18 protein-coding genes are annotated in these 24,743 nt (G+C 63.2%); 5 read left to right on the top strand and 13 right to left on the bottom strand.

Annotation, left to right across the window (positions count from 1 at the left end; genetic code table 11):
• Positions 1-334 precede the first annotated feature (334 nt).
• On the bottom strand, positions 335-1,744 hold the full coding sequence (gene glnA / locus KBX17_RS09685) for a type I glutamate--ammonia ligase (RefSeq protein WP_256019623.1): 1,410 nt from the start codon (positions 1,742-1,744) through the stop codon (positions 335-337).
• A gap of 104 nt (positions 1,745-1,848) precedes the next feature.
• On the opposite strand from glnA, the gene KBX17_RS09690 reads away from it, so the two are divergent.
• Positions 1,849-2,322 carry an RDD family protein gene (locus KBX17_RS09690; RefSeq protein WP_256019601.1) on the top strand — a complete coding sequence of 158 codons (474 nt, stop codon included), beginning with the start codon at positions 1,849-1,851 and terminating at the stop codon, positions 2,320-2,322.
• 114 nt (positions 2,323-2,436) lie between these two features.
• Here KBX17_RS09690 and KBX17_RS09695 read toward each other — a convergent pair whose 3' ends face one another.
• The 3 genes from KBX17_RS09695 to KBX17_RS09705 all read right to left on the bottom strand — a co-directional run bounded on the left by KBX17_RS09695 (position 2,437) and on the right by KBX17_RS09705 (position 5,923).
• Positions 2,437-3,222 (bottom strand): DUF4191 domain-containing protein, encoded by a 786-nt coding sequence (locus KBX17_RS09695; RefSeq protein WP_256019604.1) that lies wholly within the window; start codon positions 3,220-3,222, stop codon positions 2,437-2,439.
• A 144-nt stretch (positions 3,223-3,366) separates the two neighbouring features.
• Positions 3,367-4,584 carry a MaoC/PaaZ C-terminal domain-containing protein gene (locus KBX17_RS09700; protein WP_256019605.1) on the bottom strand — a complete coding sequence of 406 codons (1,218 nt, stop codon included), beginning with the start codon at positions 4,582-4,584 and terminating at the stop codon, positions 3,367-3,369.
• A 4-nt stretch (positions 4,585-4,588) separates the two neighbouring features.
• Positions 4,589-5,923 (bottom strand): 3-oxoacyl-ACP reductase, encoded by a 1,335-nt coding sequence (locus tag KBX17_RS09705; RefSeq protein ID WP_370687602.1) that lies wholly within the window; start codon positions 5,921-5,923, stop codon positions 4,589-4,591.
• A gap of 203 nt (positions 5,924-6,126) precedes the next feature.
• On the opposite strand from KBX17_RS09705, the gene KBX17_RS09710 reads away from it, so the two are divergent.
• The gene (locus KBX17_RS09710) at positions 6,127-7,422 is read left to right on the top strand and encodes an acetyl-CoA C-acetyltransferase (RefSeq protein ID WP_305086264.1); all 1,296 of its coding nucleotides are present in this window, start codon (positions 6,127-6,129) and stop codon (positions 7,420-7,422) included.
• A gap of 48 nt (positions 7,423-7,470) precedes the next feature.
• The gene (locus KBX17_RS09715; protein ID WP_256019609.1) at positions 7,471-9,567 is read left to right on the top strand and encodes an acyl-CoA dehydrogenase family protein; all 2,097 of its coding nucleotides are present in this window, start codon (positions 7,471-7,473) and stop codon (positions 9,565-9,567) included.
• Between the two features lie 233 nt (positions 9,568-9,800).
• Here KBX17_RS09715 and lipA read toward each other — a convergent pair whose 3' ends face one another.
• The 7 genes from lipA to sucB all read right to left on the bottom strand — a co-directional run bounded on the left by lipA (position 9,801) and on the right by sucB (position 20,377).
• Complete coding sequence (gene lipA, locus KBX17_RS09720) at positions 9,801-10,895, bottom strand: lipoyl synthase (RefSeq protein ID WP_255994774.1); 1,095 nt, start codon at positions 10,893-10,895, stop codon at positions 9,801-9,803.
• 59 nt (positions 10,896-10,954) lie between these two features.
• Complete coding sequence (gene lipB, locus KBX17_RS09725) at positions 10,955-11,692, bottom strand: lipoyl(octanoyl) transferase LipB (RefSeq protein WP_256019610.1); 738 nt, start codon at positions 11,690-11,692, stop codon at positions 10,955-10,957.
• 130 nt (positions 11,693-11,822) lie between these two features.
• A complete protein-coding gene (gene gcvH / locus KBX17_RS09730; protein ID WP_256019612.1) occupies positions 11,823-12,218 on the bottom strand; it encodes a glycine cleavage system protein GcvH in 396 nt (131 codons plus the stop codon).
• A 2-nt stretch (positions 12,219-12,220) separates the two neighbouring features.
• Complete coding sequence (gcvT, locus tag KBX17_RS09735) at positions 12,221-13,309, bottom strand: glycine cleavage system aminomethyltransferase GcvT (RefSeq protein ID WP_256019613.1); 1,089 nt, start codon at positions 13,307-13,309, stop codon at positions 12,221-12,223.
• Between the two features lie 3 nt (positions 13,310-13,312).
• Positions 13,313-16,207 (bottom strand): aminomethyl-transferring glycine dehydrogenase, encoded by a 2,895-nt coding sequence (gene gcvP / locus KBX17_RS09740; protein WP_256019616.1) that lies wholly within the window; start codon positions 16,205-16,207, stop codon positions 13,313-13,315.
• A 60-nt stretch (positions 16,208-16,267) separates the two neighbouring features.
• Positions 16,268-18,028: a dihydroxyacetone kinase family protein gene (locus KBX17_RS09745; RefSeq protein WP_256019618.1), complete on the bottom strand. Its 1,761-nt coding sequence runs from the start codon at positions 18,026-18,028 to the stop codon at positions 16,268-16,270.
• Positions 18,029-18,178: 150 nt separating this feature from the next.
• Complete coding sequence (sucB, locus tag KBX17_RS09750) at positions 18,179-20,377, bottom strand: 2-oxoglutarate dehydrogenase, E2 component, dihydrolipoamide succinyltransferase (protein ID WP_256019619.1); 2,199 nt, start codon at positions 20,375-20,377, stop codon at positions 18,179-18,181.
• A gap of 136 nt (positions 20,378-20,513) precedes the next feature.
• On the opposite strand from sucB, the gene KBX17_RS09755 reads away from it, so the two are divergent.
• Entirely contained in the window at positions 20,514-20,909 is a 396-nt protein-coding gene (locus KBX17_RS09755; RefSeq protein ID WP_255994779.1) for an oxidoreductase, read from the top strand.
• Positions 20,910-20,928: 19 nt separating this feature from the next.
• Here the strand turns inward: KBX17_RS09755 and KBX17_RS09760 are convergent, their stop codons facing one another.
• Positions 20,929-22,488, bottom strand: coding sequence for a leucyl aminopeptidase (locus KBX17_RS09760; RefSeq protein ID WP_255994780.1), 1,560 nt, complete (start codon positions 22,486-22,488; stop codon positions 20,929-20,931).
• Positions 22,489-22,587: 99 nt separating this feature from the next.
• Between KBX17_RS09760 and KBX17_RS09765 the strand changes: the two genes are divergently transcribed.
• On the top strand, positions 22,588-23,709 hold the full coding sequence (locus tag KBX17_RS09765; protein ID WP_256019621.1) for a branched-chain amino acid aminotransferase: 1,122 nt from the start codon (positions 22,588-22,590) through the stop codon (positions 23,707-23,709).
• Here the strand turns inward: KBX17_RS09765 and KBX17_RS09770 are convergent.
• A complete protein-coding gene (locus KBX17_RS09770) occupies positions 23,706-24,743 on the bottom strand; it encodes a nicotinate-nucleotide--dimethylbenzimidazole phosphoribosyltransferase (protein ID WP_255997891.1) in 1,038 nt (345 codons plus the stop codon). The two genes, KBX17_RS09765 and KBX17_RS09770, sit on opposite strands and share 4 nt — an antisense overlap.

The raw sequence follows: 24,743 nt of genomic DNA on the forward strand, positions 1-24,743 counted from the left end.
TAGGGGGTACTCATAGTGCGGGCCCTTTCGGACAGTTCAGGAAAGCTCGACAACGAAGCCTAACCCACAGACCGGGCTCGTGAGGAGTGAGCCAGTCGCGGTCTACGAGGTCAATGCCAACGTGTTTCGCGTGACCAATGCATACGCGACAGCTGCTGCTGCCACGGTTGCCAGGAGAGATATCGCAAGATCGCTTGTCGACGCTGTCGTCAGACCCGCTCCGCTCACCCCGAACGCTTCCGGCGCGTAGCCGAACGTATTGCCCACCGCGTGAACCGCCGTCGCCGCCGCAATTCCGCGGGTGGTGTAGGTGAGGAATGCCGCGCACAGTGTTCTAGACGTCGAAGTACAGCTCGTACTCCAGCGGAGTCGGGCGCAGGCGGTTCGGCTCGATCTCGAGCTCGTACTTGAGCTTGATGTAGGTCTCGATGAGGTCCTCGGTGAACACGTCTCCTTCGGTGAGGAATTCGTGGTCCTCCTCCAATGCGGCCAGGGAGGCCTCGAGAGAGGTCGGGGCCTGCGGGATGGACTTGGCCTCTTCCGGCGGCAGCTCGTAGAGGTCCTTGTCCACCGGCTCGTGCGGCTCGATGCGGTTCTTCACACCGTCCAGACCGGCGAGCATCATCGCTGCGAAACCGAGGTACGGGTTGCCCGACGGGTCCGGAGCGCGGAACTCGATGCGCTTAGCCTTCGGGTTGGAGCCGGTGATCGGGATGCGGATCGCGGCGGAGCGGTTCCGCTGGGAGTACACAAGGTTGATTGGTGCCTCAAAACCCGGAACCAGGCGGTGGTAGGAGTTCAGCGTCGGGTTGGTGAACGCCAGGACAGCACCAGCGTGGTGGAGGATGCCGCCGATGTAGAAGCGGGCGATGTCGGACAGACCGCCGTAACCGGACTCGTCGTAAAACAGCGGCTCCCCGTCCTTCCACAGGGACTGGTGGGCATGCATGCCGGAGCCGTTGTCGCCGGCGATCGGCTTGGGCATGAACGTCGCGGTCTTGCCCCACTGGTGCGCTGTGTTCTTAATGATGTACTTGAAGGTCTGCAGGTCATCTGCAGCGTGCAGCATCGTGTTGAACTTGTAATTGATCTCTTGCTGGCCGCCGGTGCCCACCTCGTGGTGGAAACGTTCGATCTCAAACCCGGCGTTGGCCAGGTTGAGGGTCATGGCGTCGCGAATATCCATGGTCTGGTCGACCGGAGGGACCGGGAAGTAGCCGCCCTTCATCGGGGTCTTGTGGCCCAGGTTCTGCGAACCGTCGTGCTCGGATTCACGGGAGCGGTTCCACCAGCCCTCGATCGAGTCGACCTCGTAGAAGCTCTTGTTTGCCGCGGTGGAGTAGCGGACCTTGTCAAAGAGGTAGAACTCCGCCTCTGCTCCGAAGAAGCAGGTATCGGCGATGCCGGTGGATTCCAGGTACTCCTCGGCCTTGCGCGCCACGTTGCGCGGATCGCGGGAGAATGCCTCGTGGGTGAACGGGTCGTTCACGAAGAACTTCACGTTCAGAGTCTTTGCCTTGCGGAAGGGGTCGATCTGCGCGGTTGCCAGGTCCGGCATGAGGATCATGTCGGACTCATCAATCGTCGTAAAGCCCTTGATGCTCGAACCGTCGAATGCGAGACCTTCTTCTACTGCATCCTCGTCAAACATGGACGCGGGGATGGAGAAGTGGTGCTCGATGCCCGGAACATCCGTGAAGCGGACATCAACGAATTCCACCTCTTCGTCTTTGATGAACTTCATTGTGTCCTGGATGTTGTCAAAGGCCACGGGGAAAACTCCTTGATTGCGGATCAGTTACCCCATCGATCGTACCGAAAAATAGATGTCCTCTATCCTTGACATCTATGGCGAACCCCAAGAAAAACCGGCGCGACGGGCCCGAGTTCAACACCGGTGATGACTGGACCGCGCCCGGGCAATGGCCGGGGCAAAATCTGGGTCTGCCGCAGCAGGGGGCCGGAGCGCAAGCGTCGGTCATGCGGCGCGCTGGCGGGGTTCTCATTGACTGGGTGATCTGCTGGATCATCGCGGCGTTCATCAATATTTTCTCGTCCAGTTTCGGCGACGTGGCTACACTCACCTACTTGTTGTGGATTGTGCTGGGGATTGTCACCGGGTGGCTGTTCGCGCGGACGCCAGGCATGGCGGTGTTGGGCATGGGCGTTGCGCGTGTCGACGACCCAGGCAACCCCGTCGGACTGTGGCGCGCCGCCGTGCGCTCGCTGCTTACAGCGTTCATCTTGCCCGCGGCGATCGTCGACGCTGACGGTCGTGGCCTGCACGACCGCGCAACTGGCACGACAGTCATCTTGAGCTAGAAAGCTAAGCGTTGATCGGGCGGGGAGTGCCGTCGAGCTTCCTGTTGAAATCGATGTAGCGCGAGGGATCTTATGGCGAACTAGGTGCGCCCGCAGTGCGAGCGCACAGGGTGCTTATTTGCCTTGACGCTGCTGCATACGGCGCATTTTGCGGTTCATGCCCGACATGTTCTGCGCCTGGCGCGGCATCGGGCCCTTCGGCAGGCCCTGCTGCTGCCCGCCACGGACGTTATCCATCGCCTCCAGCTTGGCGTTCATGGAGTAGACCTCGTCCTTTTGGTAGTTCTTCGGCAACTTCAACAGGTGGCGCTGCAGCTTCTTCGGCTCAACCTGGCCCTCGCCGCTGCCGACGAAAACTTCGTGGATGGGCACACCGCCGATGAGACGGTCCACGCGCTTGCGTTCTTTGTCCATGAGCGGCTTCAGCCGCTTCTCGTCGCCTTCACCAACCAAGACCACGCCGGGGTTGCCCACCACGCGGTGCACGGCATCCATCTGCGGCGTCGCGGCGACAGCCTTCTTGGTCAGCCACACGATGCCCATCGTGTTCTTCATGTTGTCCAGCGTCCAACCGGCAGCGCCCGGCGTATCGCCGATCTCTTCGTACATGGAGCCTTCAAGACGGCGGGTGAAGATGAACATGGCCAGCACGAAACCGAACAAGAGGCCGAGCACCAGCAGGAACCACTTTCCGCCGGTCAGCATGCCCAGCAGGAAGAACGCCAACCCGACACCGAGGATCGCCAGCAGCATGTACGGGATGAGCTTCTTATCCCGCTTGCGCTGCATGTTGAACGCCTGCCACACCTGCGAACGCGTCTGCTTGCGCTGGGAGCGCTTCGCGGTGCGTTGCTCTTTCTTCGCGGTCTTCGCTGCGGCTGCTTGCTTGTCTTTGGCCATGGGGACAAGCCTATCAATCCGCATGCTTATCGACGTCCCCCACCCGCCACGTTCCTACCCCGCCCCATCCGGGACAACGACAAACCCGCGGCCGCCACAAAGGGGGAGTGGGGCTGCGGGTTGTCGTCGATAAGCGGGCTTGGGCTAGAGCGCCTTGATCTCTGCGTTCAGGTGCAGCTTCTCCGGCTTGGAGGAACCGCGCAGCTGCAGCTCGTAAGAGCCGTCACCCTGCTCGATGGCCCACAGTGCCACCGAGGCCGGAATGACAACAGGCTTGACGAACTCGACGGAGTATCGCAGCGCGCCTGGCAGCTTGCCCTCGAGCGGAGCGAGGACCGCGGCAGCAGAGTACATGCCGTGCGCGATGACCGCCGGGAAGCCGAACAGCTTCGCACCCACGTTGGACGTGTGGATCGGGTTGTGGTCGTTGGAAGCATCCACGTACGCGTTGACGTTGTCGCGGTTCCAGCGCCAACGGGCATTCGGCTTGAACTCTGGCAGCTCCGGCTTCGGCAGAACCTTGCCGGTGTCCTCGCCGCGGGTAGTCACAGCCAGCTCGGCGTCTTTGGCGAACTTGGCACCCATTGCCAGGAAGCTCGAGGTCTGACGCCATACGACATCGTTCTCACCCTCAGGGGTGACCTCGGTGATCATGTCCACGATCAGGCCGCGGCGGTGCGGGCGCAGGTTCTGGCCGTAGCAGCGGATGTTGTAGGTCTCATCGACCGTGAGGGTGCGGGACTGCTCAATCACATTGGACACGTGCACCGCACCGATTGCCGGAACCGGGAAGTCCGGGCGGGACATCAGGTCCATGATCATCGGGAACGCCAGCACGAAGAAGTACGTCGGCGGGATCTCATTGCCCAAGCGCAGCCCAGTCGCGGAGGTGTACGCGGCGAGGTTGTTCTTGTCGATCTCCACTCCGTCGACCTGGATTGCCGACGTCGGATCACCCTTCGCGGAGCGGGTCTCGCCCACGACGGGCAGAGCGCCCACAAAGATCTTGCGGTTGATTGCCTTCAGATCCGGCACGGCCTTGAGCGTCTGGAAGTCGCGGGTCTTGCCGGACGCGATGCGCTCGTTGTGGGTCTCAGCGCCAGCGTTAGCGTCCGCCTCTGGCTTGACCTCCTCCGCCTTGGCCTCTGCGTCGGCCTTGACTTCTTCTGCCTTGGCGGAGACCTTCTCCTGCACGTCTTCGACTTTGTCGGCCACGGTGTTCTTGACCTCTTCGGCCTTGTCTTCTGCCTTGGCGGCGGCCTGCTTTGCCTCCGCCTTGACCTCGGCAGCCTTTGCCTCAGTCTGCTGCTGTGCGTCGTCCTTGGGGTCCTTCTCCGGACCTTTACCTACTGCAGTGGTCATGTTTTTAAGCTCCAACCAGGTTTTGGCCGCAGACGCGGACGGTGTTGCCGTTGACGGAGGTCGACGACGGAGCGGAGAAGTACGCAACAGTCTCAGCAACGTCGAGTGGCTTACCGCCCTGGCTCAGGGTGTTCAGTCGGCGAGCCACCTCACGAGTCGTGAACGGGATCGCGTCGGTCATCTCAGTCTCGATGAAGCCCGGAGCCACAGCGTTGATGGAGCCGCCCTTCTCAGCGATCTTGTCGGCAAGCGCATCGACGAAGCCGACCACGCCAGCCTTGGTGGTGCCGTAGTTAGTTTGGCCGCGGTTACCGGCGATACCAGAGGTGGAGGAGACACCGACGATGGCCGGCTTGTCAGCGAATGCATCAGCCTCGAGCAGAGCCTCGGTGATGCGCACCGGTGCGACCAGGTTGATGTTCTGGACCATGTTCCAGCGGCTGTCATCCATGTTGACCAGCAGCTTGTCGCGGGTAACGCCAGCGTTGTGAACGATGGTGTCGATCTTGCGGCCGTAACGCTCCTGAGCGTGCTTAGCAATCTCTTCCGCAGCCTTCGGGTCCGTCACGTCGAGCGGCAAAGCGGTGCCCTTGACCTTGTTGGCGGTCTTGGCCAGGCCTTCACCAGCCTGCGGAATGTCCACGCAGATCACCTTGGCACCGTCACGGGCCAGGGTCTCTGCGATAACGGCGCCGATGCCGCGGGCGGCACCGGTGACCACGGCGAGGCGGCCAGCCAGCGGCTTCTCCCAGTCTTCCGGCTGATCAACATCGGCCGGGGTGACGCGGATGACCTGGCCGTCGACAAACGCGGACTTGCCGGACAGCAGGAAGCGGAGGGTGGACTCCACCTTGGAGATCTGGCCGCCGTCGATGGAGGGGTCCACGTACACCAGCTGGACGGTGCCGCCCTTGCGCATCTCCTTTGCCAGGGAGCGGGTGAAACCTTCCAGCGAGCGCTGTGCAATGCGCTCATCTGCGCCGTCGACCAGCTCCGGGGTGGTGCCGATGACGATGATGCGGGCGTTGTCCAGCACCTTCTTCAGCTGCGGGTGGAAGAACTTGTGCAGGGCCTCGAGCTCCTCCGGCTTGGTCAGGCCGGTGGCATCGAACACGATGCCAGCACGCTTGGTGTCTGCTTCGGCCTTCAACAGCTTGTAAGGGCCATCGAGAAGCTCGGCCAGAGCTGGAGTCAGACGGCCCTCACCGCCAACGACGACCGGACCGTGGAGCAGGGGCTCACCCTGCTTGTAACGACGCAGCGGGTAACCCTGGGGGACACCAGCCTTGGCAGCGAGAGGGGAGTTGATGAACTGTTCGAGGAGGCCTTGGGATGCCACTATTTTCTCCTTCATATAGGCACGTACTGAGGCAAGGGCAACCGTGCGAAATCGGTGGCTCTGTGTCGGATACTATTATAAGATCACTATGGTGACGAACCTTACAAAGGAATGACTTTGTAAAGTGCCAAACAAAAGTCCGGAGAAAATCGCAGGAAGATCCTGGGTTTCTCAACGCTTTTCACGGAAGTGCAGGAATAAGCATGAATGAACCTCGCAAGGTAGCCATCCTCGGCGGTAACCGCATCCCGTTCGCTCGGTCCAACAAGGAATACGCCAACGCATCCAATCAGGACATGCTCACCTCGGCCCTCAACGGCCTAGTGGCGCGTTACGGTCTGCAGGACCAGGAGATGGGTCTCGTCGTCGGTGGTGCTGTGCTCAAGCACGCACGCGACTTCAACCTCGTGCGCGAATCGGTGATCGGATCTGAGCTGGCATCCACCACTCCGGCCTTCGACCTGCAGCACGCCTGCGGCACCTCGCTGACCTCCGCGATCCAGGTCGCTGACGCAATTGCTCTGGGCCGCATCGAGAACGGTATCGCCTGCGGCGCCGACACCACGTCGGACGCCCCGCTGGCTGTGAACGACACGCTGCGTAAGACGCTGATCCGTCTGTCCAACGCCAAGTCCACCGCTGATCAGCTCAAGCTCGTCGGTTCCATCCGCCCGAGCCAGCTGGCTCCGGAGCAGCCGCAGAACGGCGAGCCGCGCACCGGCCTGTCCATGGGTGAGCACGCCGCCATCACCGCCCGCGAGATGGAAATCTCCCGCGAGGCCCAGGATGAGCTGGCAGCCACCTCCCACCAGAACCTGGCCAAGGCTTACGACGAGGGCTTCTTCAACGACCTGATGACCCCGTTCCTCGGCGTGCAGCGCGACACTAACCTGCGCCCGGACTCCTCCGTCGAAAAGCTTTCGAAGCTCAAGCCGGTCTTCGGCAAGAAGGACGCGGAGCAGCACGGCGGCACCGCAACGATGACCGCGGGTAACTCCACCCCGCTTACTGACGGTGCAGCGGCTGTCCTCCTCTCCTCCGAGGAATGGGCAAAGGAGAACAACCTGCCGGTCCAGGCGTACATCGTCGATTCCGAGCTGGCAGCCGTTGACTTCGTCTCCGGCAAGGACGGCCTGCTCATGGCTCCGACCTACGCTGTCCCGCGCATGCTCGAGCGCAACGGCCTGACCCTGCAGGACTTCGACTACTACGAGATCCACGAGGCTTTCGCATCCCAGGTGCTGGCCACCCTCAAGGCATGGGAAGACGAGACCTACTGTCGCGAGCGCCTCGGCCTGGACGCTCCGCTGGGCTCCATCGACCGTTCCAAGCTCAACGTCAAGGGCTCCTCTCTGGCAGCCGGCCACCCGTTCGCCGCGACCGGCGCACGCATCCTCGCTGCGGCTGCCAAGGTGCTGGAGCAAAACGGTGGCGGCCGCACCCTAGTTTCCGTCTGTGCAGCAGGCGGCCAGGGCATCGTCGCGATCATTGAGCGCTAAAGCGCCAAAGCTTCACCTATTCACCACTCTCCGTAAAGGAACACAACCATGACCTCTGTTGAGGAAAAGGAAGGCCGCAAGGCCAAGCCGGAATCCCGCCAACCGCAGACGCTGCCAGAGACCCCCGATGCAGCTGTCGCGGGGAAGCTGAAGGATCTGCTTGACGGCGCATGGGGCGAGCGCAAGGACGACATCCGCGAGCAGCTCAACCGGGAAGAAGCCCTCCCGATGATCGAGGGTTCCGTCGAGGACATCCGCGCCGCCCTGCTGGAAAAGGTCAAGATGGTGGCTGGCTCCGGCATGATGCAGACCGCTTTCTCCGAAGCTAACGGCGGCTCCGGCGAGGCCCACGTGGGCATCCTGGGCCTGGACCTGCTGGGTCAGTTCAACGGCTCCCTGGCGATTAAGTCCGGTGTGCAGTTCGGTCTGTGGGGCGGCGCAGTCGACGTCCTGGGCACCGAGCGTCACCGCGAGTACGCGCAAGGCGCCATGGACCTGTCCATGCTCGGCTCCTACGGCATGACCGAGCGTGGCCACGGCTCCAACGTCCAGGACCTGGAGACCACCGCGACCTATGACCCGGAGACGCAGGAGTTCATCATCCACTCTCCGTCTCCGTCGGCGACCAAGGTTTACATCGGCAACACCGCCCGCGATGGCCGCTGGTCCGCAGTCTTCGCCCAGCTCTACACCCCGGGCGAGGAAGAGTCCCACGGTGTGCACTGCTTCGTTGTGCGCATTCGCGAGGATGACGGCTCCCCGGTCGAGGGCGTCAAGATCGGCGACCACGGCCACAAGGGCGGCCTGCTCGGTGTTGACAACGGCACCCTGACCTTCGACAACGTCCGCATCCCGCGCGAAGCGCTGCTGAACCAGTTCGGCGATGTCGACGAGGCCGGTAACTACACCTCCCCGATCGAGTCGAAGAACCGCCGCTTTTTCACCATGCTGGGCACCCTAATCCGCGGCCGTATTGCCGTCGGTGCTGCCGGCGCAGGCGCGACCAAGTCCGCACTGGCCATTGCCACGAAGTACGCGCACCAGCGCCGCCAGTTCGACTACGGTGACGCCGGCCGTGAAGACAAGCTGATCGACTACCGTGCGCACCGCCGCCGTCTGATCATCCCGCTGGCCCGCACCTACGCTATCCAGCTGCTGCAGAATCAGCTGACCCAGCGTTACGCGGATCAGACCGCACGTCAGGCATCCGGCGAGTGGTCCGTGACCGACCCGACCAAGGCGCAGGCCCTGGCATCCCGCGAGATGGAGACCCTGGCTGCAGCGTTCAAGGCCGTCGCGACCGAGCACGCCACCGATACCATCCAGGAGTGCCGCGAGGCGTGCGGTGGTGCCGGCTTCATGTCCGAGAACCTGCTGACCACCTTCCGCGCGGACACCGATGTGTACAACACGTTCGAGGGCGATAACACCGTTCTGCTGCAGCTGGCCGGCAAGAACCTGCTCACCGCGTACACCAGTGAGATGGCTAACCCGTCTGCCATGGACATTGTGAAGTACGCCGCCACCAACGTTACGGATATCTTCCGCTCCCGCGCAGGCCTGGGTGCCACCGTCCAGTCCGTGGTGGACACGTTCGCCAGCGAAGAAGCATCGCTTTTCGACGCTGACTACCAGCTCAAGGTGATCCAGCTGCGCGAGCAGCTGGTGATGCGTTCCCTGATCCGCCGCATCCAGGGCGCACGCAAGCTGTCGCGCGCCGAGGGTGCAAGGGCCATCGACAAAGCCCAGGACCACATGCTCAACGCCGCATGGGCGTACATCGAGAACCTGATGGTCCAGGCCATGATCGAAGCAGAGCGTTCCCTGCCGGTCGGCTCCACCGAGCGCGCCGTATTCGAGCAGGTCCGCCACCTGTTCGTCTTCGACACCATCATCCGCAACGCTGGCTGGTACCAGGAGCAAAACGTCATCTCCTCCGGCCGCGTCAAGGCAGCCCGCGCCGCCATCAACGACCTGGTCGACTCGCTTGGCCCCTGGTCTGAGGTTCTCGTGGACGCTTTCGCAGTCCCGTCCGTCGTGCTCGACCGTCCGATCTTCAAGGACGGCGGCACCGACGCCTCCCGCGACAACCCGGAGGCGTGGACGGTTGGGTCCAACATCCCGACCACGGCGAAAGAGAACTAACTCTACGTAGCTAGTCGCTTAGACGAGCAAGGCCTCCCGGATCACATCCGGGAGGCCTTAGCTTTTCGAGTGCTTCTCAGCTCTAGAATACTACTCGCTGTTTTCTGGAATACTGCTCATCTATAAACCCAGGTCAAAAGCATGCAGTTCCGCCTATGTGTCCGAGCAGTATTCCATCCGGCAGGGAAGGGGGCGGGACGACCTGAATGAGATCCCGGCCCCTGATGTAGCCGCTAAGCCGACGGCATAGACAGGCCTGGCAAGCCCAGCGAGACAGACGGGCGGCCAGCAGAGACCACCGGCGTCTCCTGGGACGGGCCGTACTTGTTCAGCAGGGTAGAAGCTTCTTGGTCGGTCGCACCCTGAGAGGTCTGTGCGAGGTGCTTGAGGTTCTCCGGCAGTTCACGGCCGTGGAACTTCATCGCCTCGACGTAGAGCTTGCCAGCACGGTAGGAGGAGCGAACCAGCGGGCCGGACATGACCGCAGCGAAGCCCATCTCGTATGCGGCGTCGCGGTACTCAATGAACTCCTCCGGCTTCACCCACCGCTCAATCGGGTGGAACTGCGGGCCGGGGCGGAGGTATTGGGTAATCGTGATGATGTCGGTGCCGGCTTCCTGCATGTCCTGTAGCGCCTCGAGCACCTCTTCGCGGGTCTCGCCCATACCCAGGATGAGGTTCGACTTGGTGATCAGCCCGTAGTCGCGTGCCGCCTGAATGACCTCCAAGGACCGGTCGTAGCGGAACGCCGGGCGGATGCGCTTGAAGATGCGCGGCACTGTCTCCAGGTTGTGCGCGAAGACCTCCGGTTCAGCCTCGAACACCTGCTGCAGCAGGTCGGGCTTACCAGAGAAGTCGGGGGTAAGGTTCTCCACGCCGGTGTGCGGGTTGAGCTCGTGAATCTTGCGCACGACCTCGGCGTAGAGCCAAGCACCCTCGTCATCCAGGTCATCACGGGTCACGCCGGTGATGGTGGAGTAGTTCAGCTCCATCTCGCGCACAGACTCGGCGACGCGCAAGGGTTCTTCAGGGTCAAGCGGTTCCGGTTTCGCGGAATTGATCATGCAGAAATCGCAACGGCGGGAACAGTTCGCACCGCCGATGAGGAAGGTGGCCTCGCGCGATTCCCAGCACTCGTGAATGTTGGGGCAACCGGCCTCCTGGCACACGGTGTGCAGCGACGCACCGGACACCTTGCGGCGCATGTCCTCGTACTCCGGACCCGTCTTCACCGCATTGCGGATCCACCGCGGCTTCGACTCGATGGGGGTTTGAGCGTTTCGCTTTTCGACGCGCCTTAGCTTGCGTCCTTCTTCTGCCACAGTCACACCGTCCAGGTTAGTGCTGCCTTACTAGCGTGTCGAATATCTACGACGCGATTGCCCTACTACGGGGTCGGTGCCGCACCAATCGTGTGGTCGGAGACGTGGAGTTCGCCGGAAAGGGCGCGGGAGAGAGCGTCGACAAGCGTGGGCGTGATGGCATCGGGGGTGATGTCGCGGCCGGTCTCGAGCGACAAGGTGGTCACATCCGCGTCGTTGATGCCGCAGGCGATGATGTGTCCGAAGTACTCGAGCGTGTTGTTGCAGTTCACTGCCAAGCCGTGCATAGTCACACCGCGCGTGACGCGGATGCCCAGCTGAGCGACTTTGCGGTCGCGGCGGAACGTGGACGGGTCGGCCGGGACCCAGACACCGGAGCGGCCCTCGATCCGGCCAGCATCGGCAACGCCGAACTCGCGCACAGCGAAGATCATCGCTTCTTCGATGCGGCGTACGAAGTCGACCACGTCCACAGGATCGGCGAGCTTGATGATGGGATAGATCACCAGCTGGCCCTCACCATGCCAGGTGATGCGCCCGCCACGGTCGACCTTCACCACGGGCAGGCCGTTGTCGGGGAGGTCTTCCGGCTGGGTGCGCTTGCCGGCGGTATAGGTATTGGGGTGCTGCAGAACCAGCAGGGTATCGCCGATCTCGTCGTTCGCGCGCTGGGTAGCGAGGTCCGCCTGCATGTGCCACGTTTCTTCATAGTCCACAAGGCCGAGATTTCGCACGTCAAGAGGAGAATTATCAGCGCGGATCGACTTGTCGGCGGGGAAGAACGGATCGCGGGGAGCAGTCATGGGTTCATGGTAGCGCTACCTTTTTAGTATCGCCCTTCAGCCTTTTCGGCGTGATCTCACCTGGGGAAACGTCGCGGAGATGGATCAGAAGGCGATACTAAAAATGTATGAAGCTCCCGACACCGGCGAATTAGACGCCGTTGGCGGAAGCGTACTCGTCGGCGGTCATGAGCGGGCCGGCGGCGGAAACCTTGACCTCGAAGAGCCACCCCTCGCCGAACGGGTCGTTGTTGATGGCCTCGTAGTTGTCCTCGATGGACTCGTTCACGGCCGTGACGGTGCCGGTGACGGGGGAGTACAGATCCGAGACCGACTTGGTGGACTCAACCTCACCGCAGGTCTCACCGGCGGTGACGGTGTCACCGACAGCAGGCAGCTCTGCGAAAACGATCTCCCCGAGGCGCTCGGTAGCCACGGAGGTGATGCCGATGCGCACAGTCTGGCCCTGAATGGCGTCAACGGCAGCGTTGACCCACTCGTGGTCCTCGGAGTAAGAGAATTCCTGGGGCAGCGTGATGTCGGCCATGGTTACTTGTCCTTTCGGGAGTAGAAGGGGGTTTCGCTGACCGTGTAGGCGTAGCGCTTACCCCGGATGTCCACCTCAACCTTAGTGCCTGGCTCGGCGTGATTTGGGTCAATGTGCGCCAAAGCAACGGGGTGACCCAGCGTGGGGGAGGGCTGGCCCGAAGTAACGGTGCCAATCTGGGTGTCCGAGCCGTCCGCGAGGAAAACAGTAGCGCCTTCGCGGGCTGCGCGACGTTCCTCCGAGGTCAACCCCGCGATGACGACGGTCGGCTCGCGGCCGGTCAGCGCCTGCTTGCCCACGAAGTCCGCCTCTTTCTTCGCAAACGCCCGTCCCATCCCAGCTTCCACCGGGGTGATGTCTGCGGTCAGTTCGTGGCCGTAGAGGGGCATGGAGGCCTCGAGGCGCAGGGAGTCGCGGGCGGCGAGGCCGCACGGGGTGCCTTTGTCGACGACCGCGTCCCATACCTTCTGCGCGTCCTCGCGCATGCAGAACAGCTCAAAGCCGTCTTCGCCTGTGTAGCCGGTGCGGGCGACGAAGACCTCAACAGGCGAGTCCTCGGACTTCAGGCGCATCCACTCGCCCGAGTAGTAGGCGAGGTCGCCGGGGGTGCCGTCGATAAGCGGCTCGAGCACCTCGAGCGCACGCGGACCCTGGACTGCGACCAGGGCGACCGCTTCGGAATCGTTGCGGATCTCCACGTCGAAGTCGCCGACGCGGGCCTCGAACGCCGCCCAGACTGCGCCGGTGTTGCCGGCGTTGGGCACGACCATGAAGTGATCGTCCGCGAACTTGTACGTGATCAGGTCGTCGATGATGCCGCCATCGTCATTCACGATCATCGAGTACTTTGCCTTGCCCACTTTGAGGGCGGAAAGGGAACTGATCAGAATGTAGTCGAGGTACGCACCGGCGTCGGGGCCTTTCACGTCGATCTCGCCCATGTGCGACAGGTCGAAGATGCCCACGTTGTTGCGCACAGCGCGGTGTTCCTCGAGCTCGCTGCCATATTTCAGAGGCATGGTCCAGCCACCGAAGTCGGTGAAGGTGGCGTTCAACGCCTCGTGGGCAGAGTGCAGTGGTGTTTGGGGCATGACTTAGATCCTGTTCTCTTCGGTGACAGTCGGGTCGCGCTCTTCATCGACGTCGCTTGCGGCAATATCGAAAGCCTCCGGCGGCGGGCAGGCGCACACGAGGTTGCGGTCGCCGTAGGCCTCGTCGATGCGGCGCACCGGCGGGAAGTACTTGTTGGTCAACAGCGAGTCGACCGGGTAAGCGGCCTCTTGGCGGCTGAACTGGTAATCCCAATCACCGACGACAACGCTGCGGGCGGTGAACGGTGCGTTGTGGACGACAGAGGCCTCGTAGGCGACGTGTCCGTCGATGATGTCCTGGATCTCCGCGCGGATGGAACGCATCGCTGTGATGAACCGGTCCAGCTCGGCGAGATCCTCGGATTCGGTGGGCTCGATCATCAATGTGCCTGCCACTGGGAACGCCAAAGTGGGGGCGTGGAAGCCGTAGTCGACGAGGCGCTTGGCCACGTCGGCAGCGGTCACGCCGCACCGGTCGGTCAGCGGGCGGAGATCCACGATGCACTCGTGCCCGACCAATCCGTTGTTGCCGGTGTACAGCACCGGGAAAGAGTCGTTGAGCTCGTGCGCTACGTAGTTGGCGTTGAGGATCGCGTTGCGGGTCGCAGACGCGAGGCCCTCTGCACCGGACATGGCGATGTACGCCCACGAGATCGGGAGCACGCCCGCAGAACCGTACGTGGTCGACGCGATAGGCACGCCGGCGTCCTCAGGAGCCTCCTGCGCGGCCTCAGAACCGCTGACCTGCGGATCAGACGGCAGGAACGGAGCCAGGTGCTTACCCACACCGATCGGGCCGACACCCGGGCCACCGCCACCGTGCGGGATGGTGAAGGTCTTGTGCAGGTTCAGGTGCGAGCAGTCACCGCCAAAGTCACCGGGGCGGGCCAAGCCGGTCAGGGCGTTCATGTTCGCGCCATCGATGTAGACCTGGCCGCCGACCGCGTGGACCTTCTCAGCCACCTCAGACACGGTGTCCTCGTACACACCGTGCGTGGACGGGTAGGTGATCATGATCGCCGCGACGTGCTCGCCGTACTGCTCGAGCTTCTTATCCAGGTCTTCAATGTCGATGGAACCGTCATCGGCGGTCGCCACGACGACCACGCGCAGATTCGCCAGCGTTGCCGAAGCAGCGTTCGTGCCATGTGCGGATGCCGGGATGAGGCAGATGTCGCGCTCGGTGTCGCCGTTGGCCACGTGGTAGCGGCGCATCGCTAGCAGGCCGGCCAGCTCACCGGTCGCGCCGGAGTTCGGCTGGACGGACACGGCATCGTAACCGGTGATTTCCACAAGCCAGCCGTTGAGCTCGTCGATCAGCTCGCGCCAGCCTTCGGTGTACTTGTCCGGCGTGAACGGGTGCACGTTGGCAAAGCCCGGCCACGTAATCGCCTCAAGCCCGGCAGTCGGGTTGAGCTTCATCGTGCACGAACCCAGCGGGATCATAGTGCGGTCGAGCGCCAGATCCTTGTCGCCGAGTTTGCGGATGTAGCGCATCATCATCGTCTCGGAGTGGTGCGTGTTGAATACCTCGTGCGTGAGCACGTCACTGGTGCGCAGCAGTGCTTCCGGCAGGTGGTTCTCGGCACCTGCTGCCGGCTGGTCAATAATGCCGAAGCCTCCGAGCAGACCGACCAGGTCGGCCTCGTCGGTGTCCTCACCAAAGCTCACGCCCACCGTGTCGGCGTCGATCGCGCGAACAAGATAACCGTTCTCAGCCAGCGCATCGACAATGCCTTGCGCACGGCCGGGCACCTTCACCGCGACAGTGTCGAAGAAGTTCTCGTGCGCGAGCTCCAGGCCCGCATTGCTTATCGACGCAGCAAACCGCCCCGCCCACTCATGCACCTGCTGCGCAATCTCGCGCAGGCCCTCCGGCCCGTGGTACACGGCGTACATGGACGCGGTGACCGCCAGCAGCGCCTGGGCGGTGCAGATGTTAGAGGTCGCCTTCTCGCGGCGGATGTGCTGCTCACGGGTCTGCAGCGACAGGCGGTAGGCGGGGAAGCCCTCAGCGTCGACCGAGACGCCGACCAGGCGGCCCGGCATCTGGCGCTTGAGCTTGTCGGTGACAGCCATGTAGGCGGCGTGCGGGCCGCCGTAGAACAGCGGAACACCGAAGCGCTGGGTGGTACCCACCGCGATGTCTGCGCCCATCTCGCCCGGGGACTCGACCAGCAGCAGCGCCAGCGGATCGGCAACCACGGTGGCCAGGCCGCCGCGGGAGTGGATCGCCTCGATAACCGGCCGAGGGTCGGTGATGTCGCCCTCTGTGCCCGGGTAGGCGATGACAACTCCGACGAAGTCTTCTCCGACCAAGTTGGAATCCAAAGCGGTGACCTCAACCTCGAGGTCCAGGGCGCGGGCGCGCTCAGCACCGACGGCGATCACCTGCGGGTGGAGACGGGAGTCCAGGATGACGCGGCGGCCCTTCTTCACGGCGCGCGACATCAGGCCGATGGCTTCAGCAACGGCAGAAGCTTCGCACAGGAGAGATGCGTTAGCCATCGGCAGGCCCGTAAGGTCCTGCACCATTGTTTGGAAGTTCAGCAGCGCCTCTAGACGGCCCTGGGAGATCTCCGGCTGGTAGGGGGTGTAGGCGGTGTACCAACCTGCATCTTCCACCACACCGCGGCGAATCACTGGTGGGGTGACCGTGGAGGAATACCCCTGGCCGTGGAAGGCGCGCAACACCGTGTTCTTGCCAGCTAGTTCGCGAAGGCGGTTCTGCGCCTCCTTCTCGCTCAGCGGCTCAGGCAAGTTCAGTGGCTGCTTGAGCAGGATTCCGGGGGGTGTTGCAGCGTCGACAAGCTCGGCGATTGAGCCGTAGCCAACGCGGTCGAGCATCTGCGCGCGTTCTTCATCAGTCGGGCCGATGTGGCGGGTGATGTAGTCCACGGTTCTCCTTTAGTTTCCGGGGTGATTCAGTTGGTCTCCCACAAGTTTAAGTGAGGGGTTTTAGAACTCGTCCACAGCTGCTTCGCCGAACAGCCACGTAACGGCAATCGCGCCGGGGTCGGGCACATCGGAGGCGGATTCGCCCAGGTAAGAGGCGCGTCCCTTCTTCGCTGCCATGCCGCGGGTCGACTTCGCGCCCTTGACTGCCGGCTCGAAAACGCGCTCCAGAACCTCATCGATGGATTCGGCGCTGGTGATGTCGGAGGCGGCCTTGGCGGCGGGAGCCAAAGCGTCGATAAGCGTGTTGTCTCCCTCCTTGGCGCCGCCGAGCTCCGTGATCGCCTCGACACCGTTGTTCAGGCCCGTCGCCAGCGTCTTCGCAAAGGCTCCCGCGCCCGCGTCGCGCGAGTCCACGCCGGTTTCAGCGAAGGCGTCGCTCATTTCGCGGAAGAACGTGCCCAGGACCGCGCCTGAGGTGCCGCCGGCACGCACGAGCATGCGGTGGGCGAAGAACTCGAGCGCTTGCTCGTCGGAGCACTTCAGCGGGGTCGTGATGTCGCCGAAAGCGGCTTCCATGTTCTGGCCGAAGTCGCCGTCGCCGGCAATGCGGTCGAGCTCGGTGAGGTCGTCGAAAGCGCCAGAGAGGCGGTCGACAAACGCGCTGAGCCACTTGTTCTTCTTGCCGTTGACCGGCTGTTCAAAATCATCCTCCATCGCAGCAAGGGCGAACTTCGGGTTGACGGCAGCGGCGGGCCAGGCAGGGGCAGATGTCTCGGCATCGAGCAGCTCCAGCATTTCTCGGTTGACCTTCGTCAACGTCAGCGAGACACCGGCCATGTTCAGAGAAGTCACCAATGAGCCGCGGTAGCCGCGCTTGACCTTGATGCCCTTTTCCTCGAGCTGCTTGCACGCCTCGCCGAAAACGAGGTCGAGCTCCAGCTCGCTCGTGCCGCCCAGCCCGTTGACCAGAAGAACAACATCGGTGTTCTCCTTGACCGTGACATCGGCCTTGTTGAGGGAAGTGATGATCCCGTCGAGCAGTTCCTCAACAAGGTTGGCTGCCGTCGGCCTCTTCACACCCGGTTTTTGCTTGCGGCGCTCAACACCAGGCTCGCCGTGGATGCCCACACCGATCTCGATCTCCTTCTCCTCAAGGTCGAAGGTTTGGCGGTCGCTGGTGGGCAAGTGGCCTGCCTGAAACGCCACGGCCATGCTGCGGGACTGGTCGGCGGCCTTCTGCCCCCACTTGACCACATCTTTCAACTCATCACCGCGGGCAGCAGAAGCTCCGGCAATCTTCTCCACGATGATGGTCGCGCCGGTACCGCGCCGGCCGGGGGAGTCATCGTTGTCGATTTCAGTGGCGACATCGTCCGCCACGATGATCTGGCCAACTTCCCCCTCGACGGTGTTCGCCGCCACGGTGAAGTTCATGACATCGCCCGTGTAGTTCTTCACCACATGGACCACGCCCTTGCCGCGGTCAGCCCACTCGGTGGCGGCGATGACCTGGACGGCGTTCGGGGAGGTGAACACCAGACCTGGGCAGGCCGCGTCCAGCATGCCCTCCCCAATGAAACCGGCGTGCATCGGCTCGTGGCCGGAACCGCCACCGGAAATCACGCCGACCTTGCCGCGCTGATTGCTCTCTTCCTGTGTGCGTTTGCGGCCGATGAACCCTTCGCTGTGCCACTCGGCGTCCGGGTGTGCAGCAACCAGGCCACCGATCGCCTCCTCGGTGAAATCTGCCGCATCGTTTCGGAAGGATTTGAAGGTCTCGGTCTTCTTCTTCTTTTTCGCGTTGTCCTGTGCTTTTGCCATACCTTCAGTCTAGAGGGATCGGCGAGGTGGCGTGCCCGGTTCACAACCCGCACAGGGGTTGCACATCCGCGGTGACAATGGGGTCTAGGAAAGCCGAAACCCGGCCCCAGCTGAAGCTGGAACCGGGCTCAGTGCGCGGAGACAGGGGGCTTAGATGTCCAAGTCGTCCTGGAAGTCGCCGGCCTCGATGCGGTCCACGATGGTGGAGACGAAGCGGCCAGCGTCAGCACCGTCGACCAGCTGGTGGTCATAGGTGAACGGCAGGAAGCACATCTGGCGGATCGCGATGGAGTCGATGCCGTCCTCGGTGACAATGACCGGGCGCTTCTGGATCGCCGCGGTGCCCAGGATGCCGGCCTGCGGCGGGGTGAGGATCGGGGTATCCAGCAGTGCACCCTCGGAGCCGATGTTGGACACCGTGAAGGTGGCCCCCGACAGGTCATCCGGGCGCAGCTTCTTGTTGCGTGCGCGCTCGGCGACATCAGCCACGCCCTTGGCAATGTCAGCCAGGTTCATGTCCTGAACGTTCTTCAGCACCGGCACGAGCAGACCCTGCGGGGTGTCCACCGCGACGCCGATGTTGACGGTGTCGTGGTAGGTGATCTCCTTGGTCTCCGCGTTGTAGGACGCGTTGACGTTCGGGTGGGAAACCAGAGCCTCTGCGGCGGCCTTGATGAAGAAGTGCAGGTACGTGATGTTCACGCCGTGCTTATCGACGAATGCCGGCTTCGCAGCCTTACGCAGCTCTGCAACGCGCGTGACGTCGGCCTCCTGGACGTGGGTGAGCTGTGCAGTGATCTGCAGGGACTCGACCATCTTGGCGGCCGTGATTTCGCGGATGCGGTTGACCTTCTGGGTCGTGCCGATCAGCTCGGACTTCGCCGGGTCCACAGACTTGGTGGACCAACGGGAGCGCGGGCCAGCGTCCTTCTGCTCAGCGGCAGCAGCCTGGGTGGACTCAGCGGAGTCGGCGGAGCCACCCTGCGCAGCAGCCAGGACATCCTGCTTGCGGATGCGGCCGCCGACACCAGTGCCCTCGATGGAGTTGAGGTCCACACCGTGCTTGTCAGCCAGCTTGCGCACCAGCGGGGTCACGTACGGCACCTTGCCGCCGTTGTCGACCTTCGCCGAGGTGTTGGTGGACTCAGCGGAGTCACCTGCAGGCTTCTCGTCCTTCTTCGGTGCCTCGGACTTCGGCTTCTCGTCCTTGGCTGCCTGCTTCTCTTCCTTGACCTCAGGCTCAGCGGGCTTCTCCTCCTTTGCAGGGGGCTCGGAAGCAGAGGTGTCAGAGTCATCGGAAGCGGAATCGTCAGCAGCCGCCTCAGCGTCACCGACGCGAGCAATGACCTCGCCGACCTCGACGGTGTCGTCCTCTTCCGCGAGGATTTCCAGCAGAGTGCCCTCCACCGGGGACGGGATCTCGGTGTCGACCTTGTCGGTGGAGACCTCGAGCAGCGGCTCATCGACCTCAACCATGTCTCCGACGGACTTCAGCCACGTGGTGATGGTGCCCTCGGTGACAGACTCACCCAGTTCCGGCATCTCCACGTCGGTGGACTCACCAGAGCCCTTCTTGTTGGTGGAGGACTTGTTCTCGGAGTCCTTCTTCGGTGCGTCAGCCGGGTTGTCGCCTTCGCCTTGTGCCGAGTTGTCGTCGTCGACCTCTTCGGCAGCGTCAGCAACATCGTCCTCGCCGCGGTTGGTCTGCTCCGGCTCGTCGGAAGCACCAGCTGCGTCAGCGTCACCGACGCGAGCGATGACTTCGCCGACCTCGACGGTGTCGTCCTCTTCCGCGAGGATCTCGACCAGGGTGCCGGCCACCGGGGACGGGATCTCGGTGTCGACCTTGTCGGTGGAGACCTCGAGCAGCGGCTCGTCGACCTCAACCTCGTCGCCGACGGACTTCAGCCACGTGGTGATGGTGCCCTCGGTGACAGACTCACCCAGCTCCGGCATTTCAACATCGGTGGCGCTTCCGGAGCCGCCGGACTTCTTCGGCGCGGACTCCTCCTGGGCCGGCTTCTCGTCGGCCTTTTCCTTCTCTGCCTCTGCAGAGTCGTCCGAGTCAGCCGCGTCAGAGCCGGAGCCGGAATCACCGGACGGCTCTTCGCCCTCGTCGCCGACGACAGCGATGACTTCGCCGACCTCGACAGTGTCGTCTTCCTCAGCCTTGATCTCCAGCAGCACGCCAGCGACCGGGGACGGGATCTCGGTGTCGACCTTGTCGGTGGAGACCTCGAGCAATGGCTCGTCGACCTCGACGGTGTCGCCGACCTCCTTGAGCCACGTCGTGATGGTGCCTTCGGTGACCGATTCGCCCAGCTCGGGCATCTCTACAGAGTGAGCCATGGTTGTGTGTGTCTCCTATAAAAGTTTGCAGACGTTGAATCTCTTCCCAGAGTACTCGCTTCCCAGGCATCGCGTCCGCAAGTGTGATGTCCGCCAAATACGGGGGGTGCGACAGGGGAGGCCTACAATATTGACCGTGTTCAATCTGTTCGGCTCACGCAAGAAGAATTCCCCGTTCAAGCCGCCGCGCGGCCCGGGGGAGACTGTGCGGCCGGAAGATGCCCAGTATCTCAAGCAGTGGGCGGAGCGGCATGGGTTCGTCGAGGGCTTCGTCGAGCCGGAAACGATGGTCAACGAAATGTCAGTCGTGCTCGTTGCGGACAATGGCGAGTACACGCGCCGCAACATTGGGGGACCCAAGGGCATTGACGCGGTGAGCAAGATGCTGGGCATTTCGCTTTACGACGTTGAAGAGACCGGATACCCAGACCGCATGCGGAAACGGATGGAGCAGGAGCGGATCCTGCGTAAGCGCGCCGAACAAAAAGAACGCCGCGCCAAGTTCGAGCGCGGCGAAGACCCTAACGTCTAGGCGACGGAGCCCTTAAACGTTAGGAGCAGATCGAACGAATCGTCTCCACGATGGTGCGCACCGGCACACCGGTCGCCCGGGCGGGAATGAATCCGTAGGGGCCGCCGGTGTTCCAAGCGGGGGAGGCGACGTCGATATGCGCCCACGGGATCTCCTCGCCGTCGGCGGTCTCGCCCACGAACTTGGATAGGTAGGTGGCGGCGAATTCCATGCCGCCGAAGCGGTCCGAGTTGGCGTTTTTGATGTCGGCCACCTTGGAGGCGATTTCCTCGTCGTGTTCTTCCAGCATCGGCATGGCCCAGCCGGGTTCATCGATCTCGCGTGCCGTTTCGGCGATCTGGTCGCGCAGTTCGTCTGAACCCATGACGCCGAAGGTGCGCTTGCCCAGCGCCACCATCTGCGCGCCGGTCAAGGTGGATGTTTCGATGAGGTAGTCGGGGTGGTCCTCGCTGGCGCGGGCAATTGCGTCGGCAAGCACGAGGCGGCCCTCGGCATCAGTGTTGATCACCTCGGATGTCATGCCGCCGTAGTGGGTGATCACGTCGCCAGGGCGTTGCGCCGTACCGGATGGCATGTTTTCTGCCAGGGGAAGCCATGCGTCGACACGCACAGGTAGCTCGAGCGCAGCGATCGCGGAGGTAGCCGCGAGCACAGCTGCGGAACCTCCCATGTCCATCACCATCTGCTCCATCCCGGCGGCAGGTTTGATGGAGATGCCGCCGGTGTCGAAGGTGATGCCTTTACCGACGAGCGCCACGGAGGTGCCCGCGTTCTCTGGCGCCCAGGAGAGGTGGACGAGACGCGGCGGACGCTCAGAACCCTGACCAACGGCGGTGATACCGCCGAAACCCTGCTCGCGGAGCTGATCGTGGTCGAGTACCTCCACGGTGAGACCGCACCGACCGGCGACCGCAGTAGCGATGTCGGCGTAGTTGGCGGGGTAGAGCAGGTTCGACGGCGTGTTCACCAGGTCACGGGCGAGGGCGACCGCGTTGGCAACGGTGACGGCGGCATCGAACTGGTCGCGGTCGGCCTCATCGCCGATGACAGTGACCAAGGGGCGCCGCGCCGGGGTGTCGCTGTACCCCTCGACCTCGGCAGTTTTCTCTCCTTCGGCGGTGTCCGGGGTGGCCTTCTCCGCACTCTTGAGGCCGTTGTAGGCGTAGCCGCCGAGCAGCAGCCCCTCCACAGTCGCGCGGATGCCGTAGCTGCCCAGAACGACTGCGTTCGTGGAGTCCTTCAGCCCCCGCGCAGCCGCACCCATCGCGCGGCGCAGAGCGGTCTCGTCCAAACCGTCCTCACCAACACCGACGGCAACGAAGAGCACACCGTCGCTGACGAGCTTCGTGATTTCCCCCAACTTGCCCGTCGCCCCGAGGGACTCGAGCTGACGGTAAACCTCAGCACTGGTCAGAGGTGACGTAGGCATCGCCAGCTCCCCATCCTCCTGCAGGACGGGGATGATCCTCGTGTTCGCTGACTCGGCTCTAGCAATGTCGGCGGCGAACTCCAGCTGCGGCATGGTGCCGTGCGCCGGTAGCAGATCGGTGAAGTGGGGAAGTTTCGCGTGAGTGGACATGCCAGCGATCCTACTGGCCTCGCTGACTACGGATAACCCCCGGTCTGGACTATGGCAGCGCGGTCGGGGGCGGTCGGGGGCGGGAGTATGATTCCGGGTATGACGAACCACAACCTCCCTGAATTCACCGTTACAAAGAACGAGAATCCGAAGAGTGCGCAGGAGCGCGCGGAGATTCTGGAAAACCCAATGTTCGGTAAGAAATTCACCGACCACATGGTTTCCATCGATTGGACTAAGGATCAGGGGTGGCACAACGCGCAGGTGCGCCCGTATGAGAATGTCTCCTTCGATCCGGCATCGATGGTGTTCCACTACGGTCAGGCCATCTTTGAGGGGTTGAAGGCCTACCGTCACGCCGACGGCACCATCGTCACTTTCCGGCCGGAACAGAACGCGCGCCGTATGCAGAACTCGGCGGAACGTCTGGCTATGCCGGAGATTCCGGAGGAGCTGTTCATTGAGTCGCTGCGCCAGCTGGTTGATATTGACCACGAGTGGGTCCCGGAGGCCGGGGGTGAGGCGGCGCTGTACCTCCGCCCATTCATGATCTCCACGCAGGTCGGGTTAGGCGTGCACCCGGCTGACTCCTACACCTTCTTCGTCATCGCGTCCCCGGCTGGCTCCTACTTCTCCGGCGGCGTGAACCCGGTCAAGGTGTGGATTAGCGACGATTATGTCCGCGCCGCGCCAGGCGGTACCGGCGCAGCCAAGTTCGCGGGCAACTACGCCGCGTCTCTGCTGGCCCAGGCGCAAGCCGAAGAGAAGGGCTGCGACCAGGTGGTGTGGCTTGACGCTATCGAGCGGACCTACATCGAAGAGATGGGCGGCATGAACCTCATGTTCGTTTATGGCTCCGGTGACAGCGCCAGGGTGGTCACCCCGGAATTGTCCGGCTCGCTGCTTCCGGGTATTACGCGCGACTCACTGTTGCAGGTCGCACGCGACCTTGGCTTTACGACGGAGGAAGTGCGCATCACAGTCGACGACTGGCGCAACGGTGCCGAATCGGGGGAAATGACCGAAACCATGGCATGCGGCACCGCAGCAGTGATCACCCCGGTCGGCCACGTCGTGGGCAATGACGTTGACTTCGCCGTCAACGGCAATGAAGCCGGTGATGTCACGATGGCGATGCGCGATCGTCTCACCGCGATCCAGCGCGGTGAGCATGAGGACACCCACGGCTGGCTGCACACCCTGGTGCAGGGCGGGAACTAAAGCACCGGGTCGCCGCTGGCGGCTTGGTTGTCAGCCTGCTGGCTGGCCTGGGCGCGCATCTCGTCGCGCACCAAGTCCACGGCAGCTTTGACCAAGGGAAGGGTGGCGGCTCCGCCAGTTGCTTGTCCCGTGGACATGTCCAGGGCAGCCACCGGCGTGAGATCAAGTGCTTGGAGGCAGACCATGTGGCACGGTTCCGGACTCAACTGGCCAGCGAGGAGCCATTCTTTCGTCCCCGGAGCGAGGCGCTCGGCGGTGTAGGCCGCAACGGCGGTGTATGCGCCGTCGATAAGCACTGGCGTACGCCGCACCGCGCATTGCGCAATGAACGCAGTGAGCGCAACGAAGTCCGGGGCCGAGATTCTCCGCAGCACTTCGAGGACGTCCTCGCGCTGGTCGCGGACGCGGAACATGGCATCGCGCACCGCGGCGACTTTGGTTTTCCACACTTCGTCATTAATCCCGCTGCCACGCCCAACGGCGACAGCCGGTTCCGTGAAGGTGAACGTGCCCATGACCGCAGCGGCGACGGTGGTGTTCCCCGCGCCGAGGTCACCGAGCACGATCAGATCGCTGCCTGAATCGATCTCGTGATCCGCAGCGGACATGCCTAGCTGCGCGGAGCGCTCGAACTCATCCGGGCTCATGGCGTCGTCGACATCGATGGGGCCGGACGGGGCGTCCACGTTGACGTCGATAAGGCGCACGGATGCCCCAGCATTCCGAGCGAGCGCACACACTGGTGCCGCACCGGATTGAATTTCCTGCGCTTGCACCGCCGTCGCATCAGGAGTGAACGCAGAGACACCGCGCTGCGCAATGCCGTGGCTACCGGCGAACACGACCACTCGCACCGTGCCCAGGGGCCTCGGTGGAGCCTCGCCTTGCCGTCCAGCCACCCACGCACCGATGCCTGCTAAGCGGCCAAAAGACAGCCCCCGCGGATTCTGTGTCAACGCTGACTGGACTGCAGCCTCCGCAGACGCGTCAGGGGCGGGGACCGGATCGAACGCGAGCGAAAGAGGAGTGGACAC

This window comes from Corynebacterium sp. CCUG 65737 (genome assembly GCF_024454115.1).
Classification (GTDB): Bacteria; Actinomycetota; Actinomycetes; order Mycobacteriales; family Mycobacteriaceae; genus Corynebacterium; species Corynebacterium genitalium.

What these genes read in the sequence shown, in the direction of transcription:
- glnA (WP_256019623.1), bottom strand. Translation starts at nt 1,744, where the DNA reads ATGAAGTTCATCAAAGACGAAGAGGTGGAATTCGTTGATGTCCGCTTC.
- KBX17_RS09690 (WP_256019601.1), top strand. Translation starts at nt 1,849, where the DNA reads ATGGCGAACCCCAAGAAAAACCGGCGCGACGGGCCCGAGTTCAACACC.
- KBX17_RS09695 (WP_256019604.1), bottom strand. Translation starts at nt 3,222, where the DNA reads ATGGCCAAAGACAAGCAAGCAGCCGCAGCGAAGACCGCGAAGAAAGAG.
- KBX17_RS09700 (WP_256019605.1), bottom strand. Translation starts at nt 4,584, where the DNA reads ATGACCACTGCAGTAGGTAAAGGTCCGGAGAAGGACCCCAAGGACGAC.
- KBX17_RS09710 (WP_305086264.1), top strand. Translation starts at nt 6,127, where the DNA reads ATGAATGAACCTCGCAAGGTAGCCATCCTCGGCGGTAACCGCATCCCG.
- KBX17_RS09715 (WP_256019609.1), top strand. Translation starts at nt 7,471, where the DNA reads ATGACCTCTGTTGAGGAAAAGGAAGGCCGCAAGGCCAAGCCGGAATCC.
- lipB (WP_256019610.1), bottom strand. Translation starts at nt 11,692, where the DNA reads ATGACTGCTCCCCGCGATCCGTTCTTCCCCGCCGACAAGTCGATCCGC.
- gcvH (WP_256019612.1), bottom strand. Translation starts at nt 12,218, where the DNA reads ATGGCCGACATCACGCTGCCCCAGGAATTCTCTTACTCCGAGGACCAC.
- gcvT (WP_256019613.1), bottom strand. Translation starts at nt 13,309, where the DNA reads ATGCCCCAAACACCACTGCACTCTGCCCACGAGGCGTTGAACGCCACC.
- KBX17_RS09745 (WP_256019618.1), bottom strand. Translation starts at nt 18,028, where the DNA reads ATGGCAAAAGCACAGGACAACGCGAAAAAGAAGAAGAAGACCGAGACC.
- sucB (WP_256019619.1), bottom strand. Translation starts at nt 20,377, where the DNA reads ATGGCTCACTCTGTAGAGATGCCCGAGCTGGGCGAATCGGTCACCGAA.
- KBX17_RS09760 (WP_255994780.1), bottom strand. Translation starts at nt 22,488, where the DNA reads ATGTCCACTCACGCGAAACTTCCCCACTTCACCGATCTGCTACCGGCG.
- KBX17_RS09765 (WP_256019621.1), top strand. Translation starts at nt 22,588, where the DNA reads ATGACGAACCACAACCTCCCTGAATTCACCGTTACAAAGAACGAGAAT.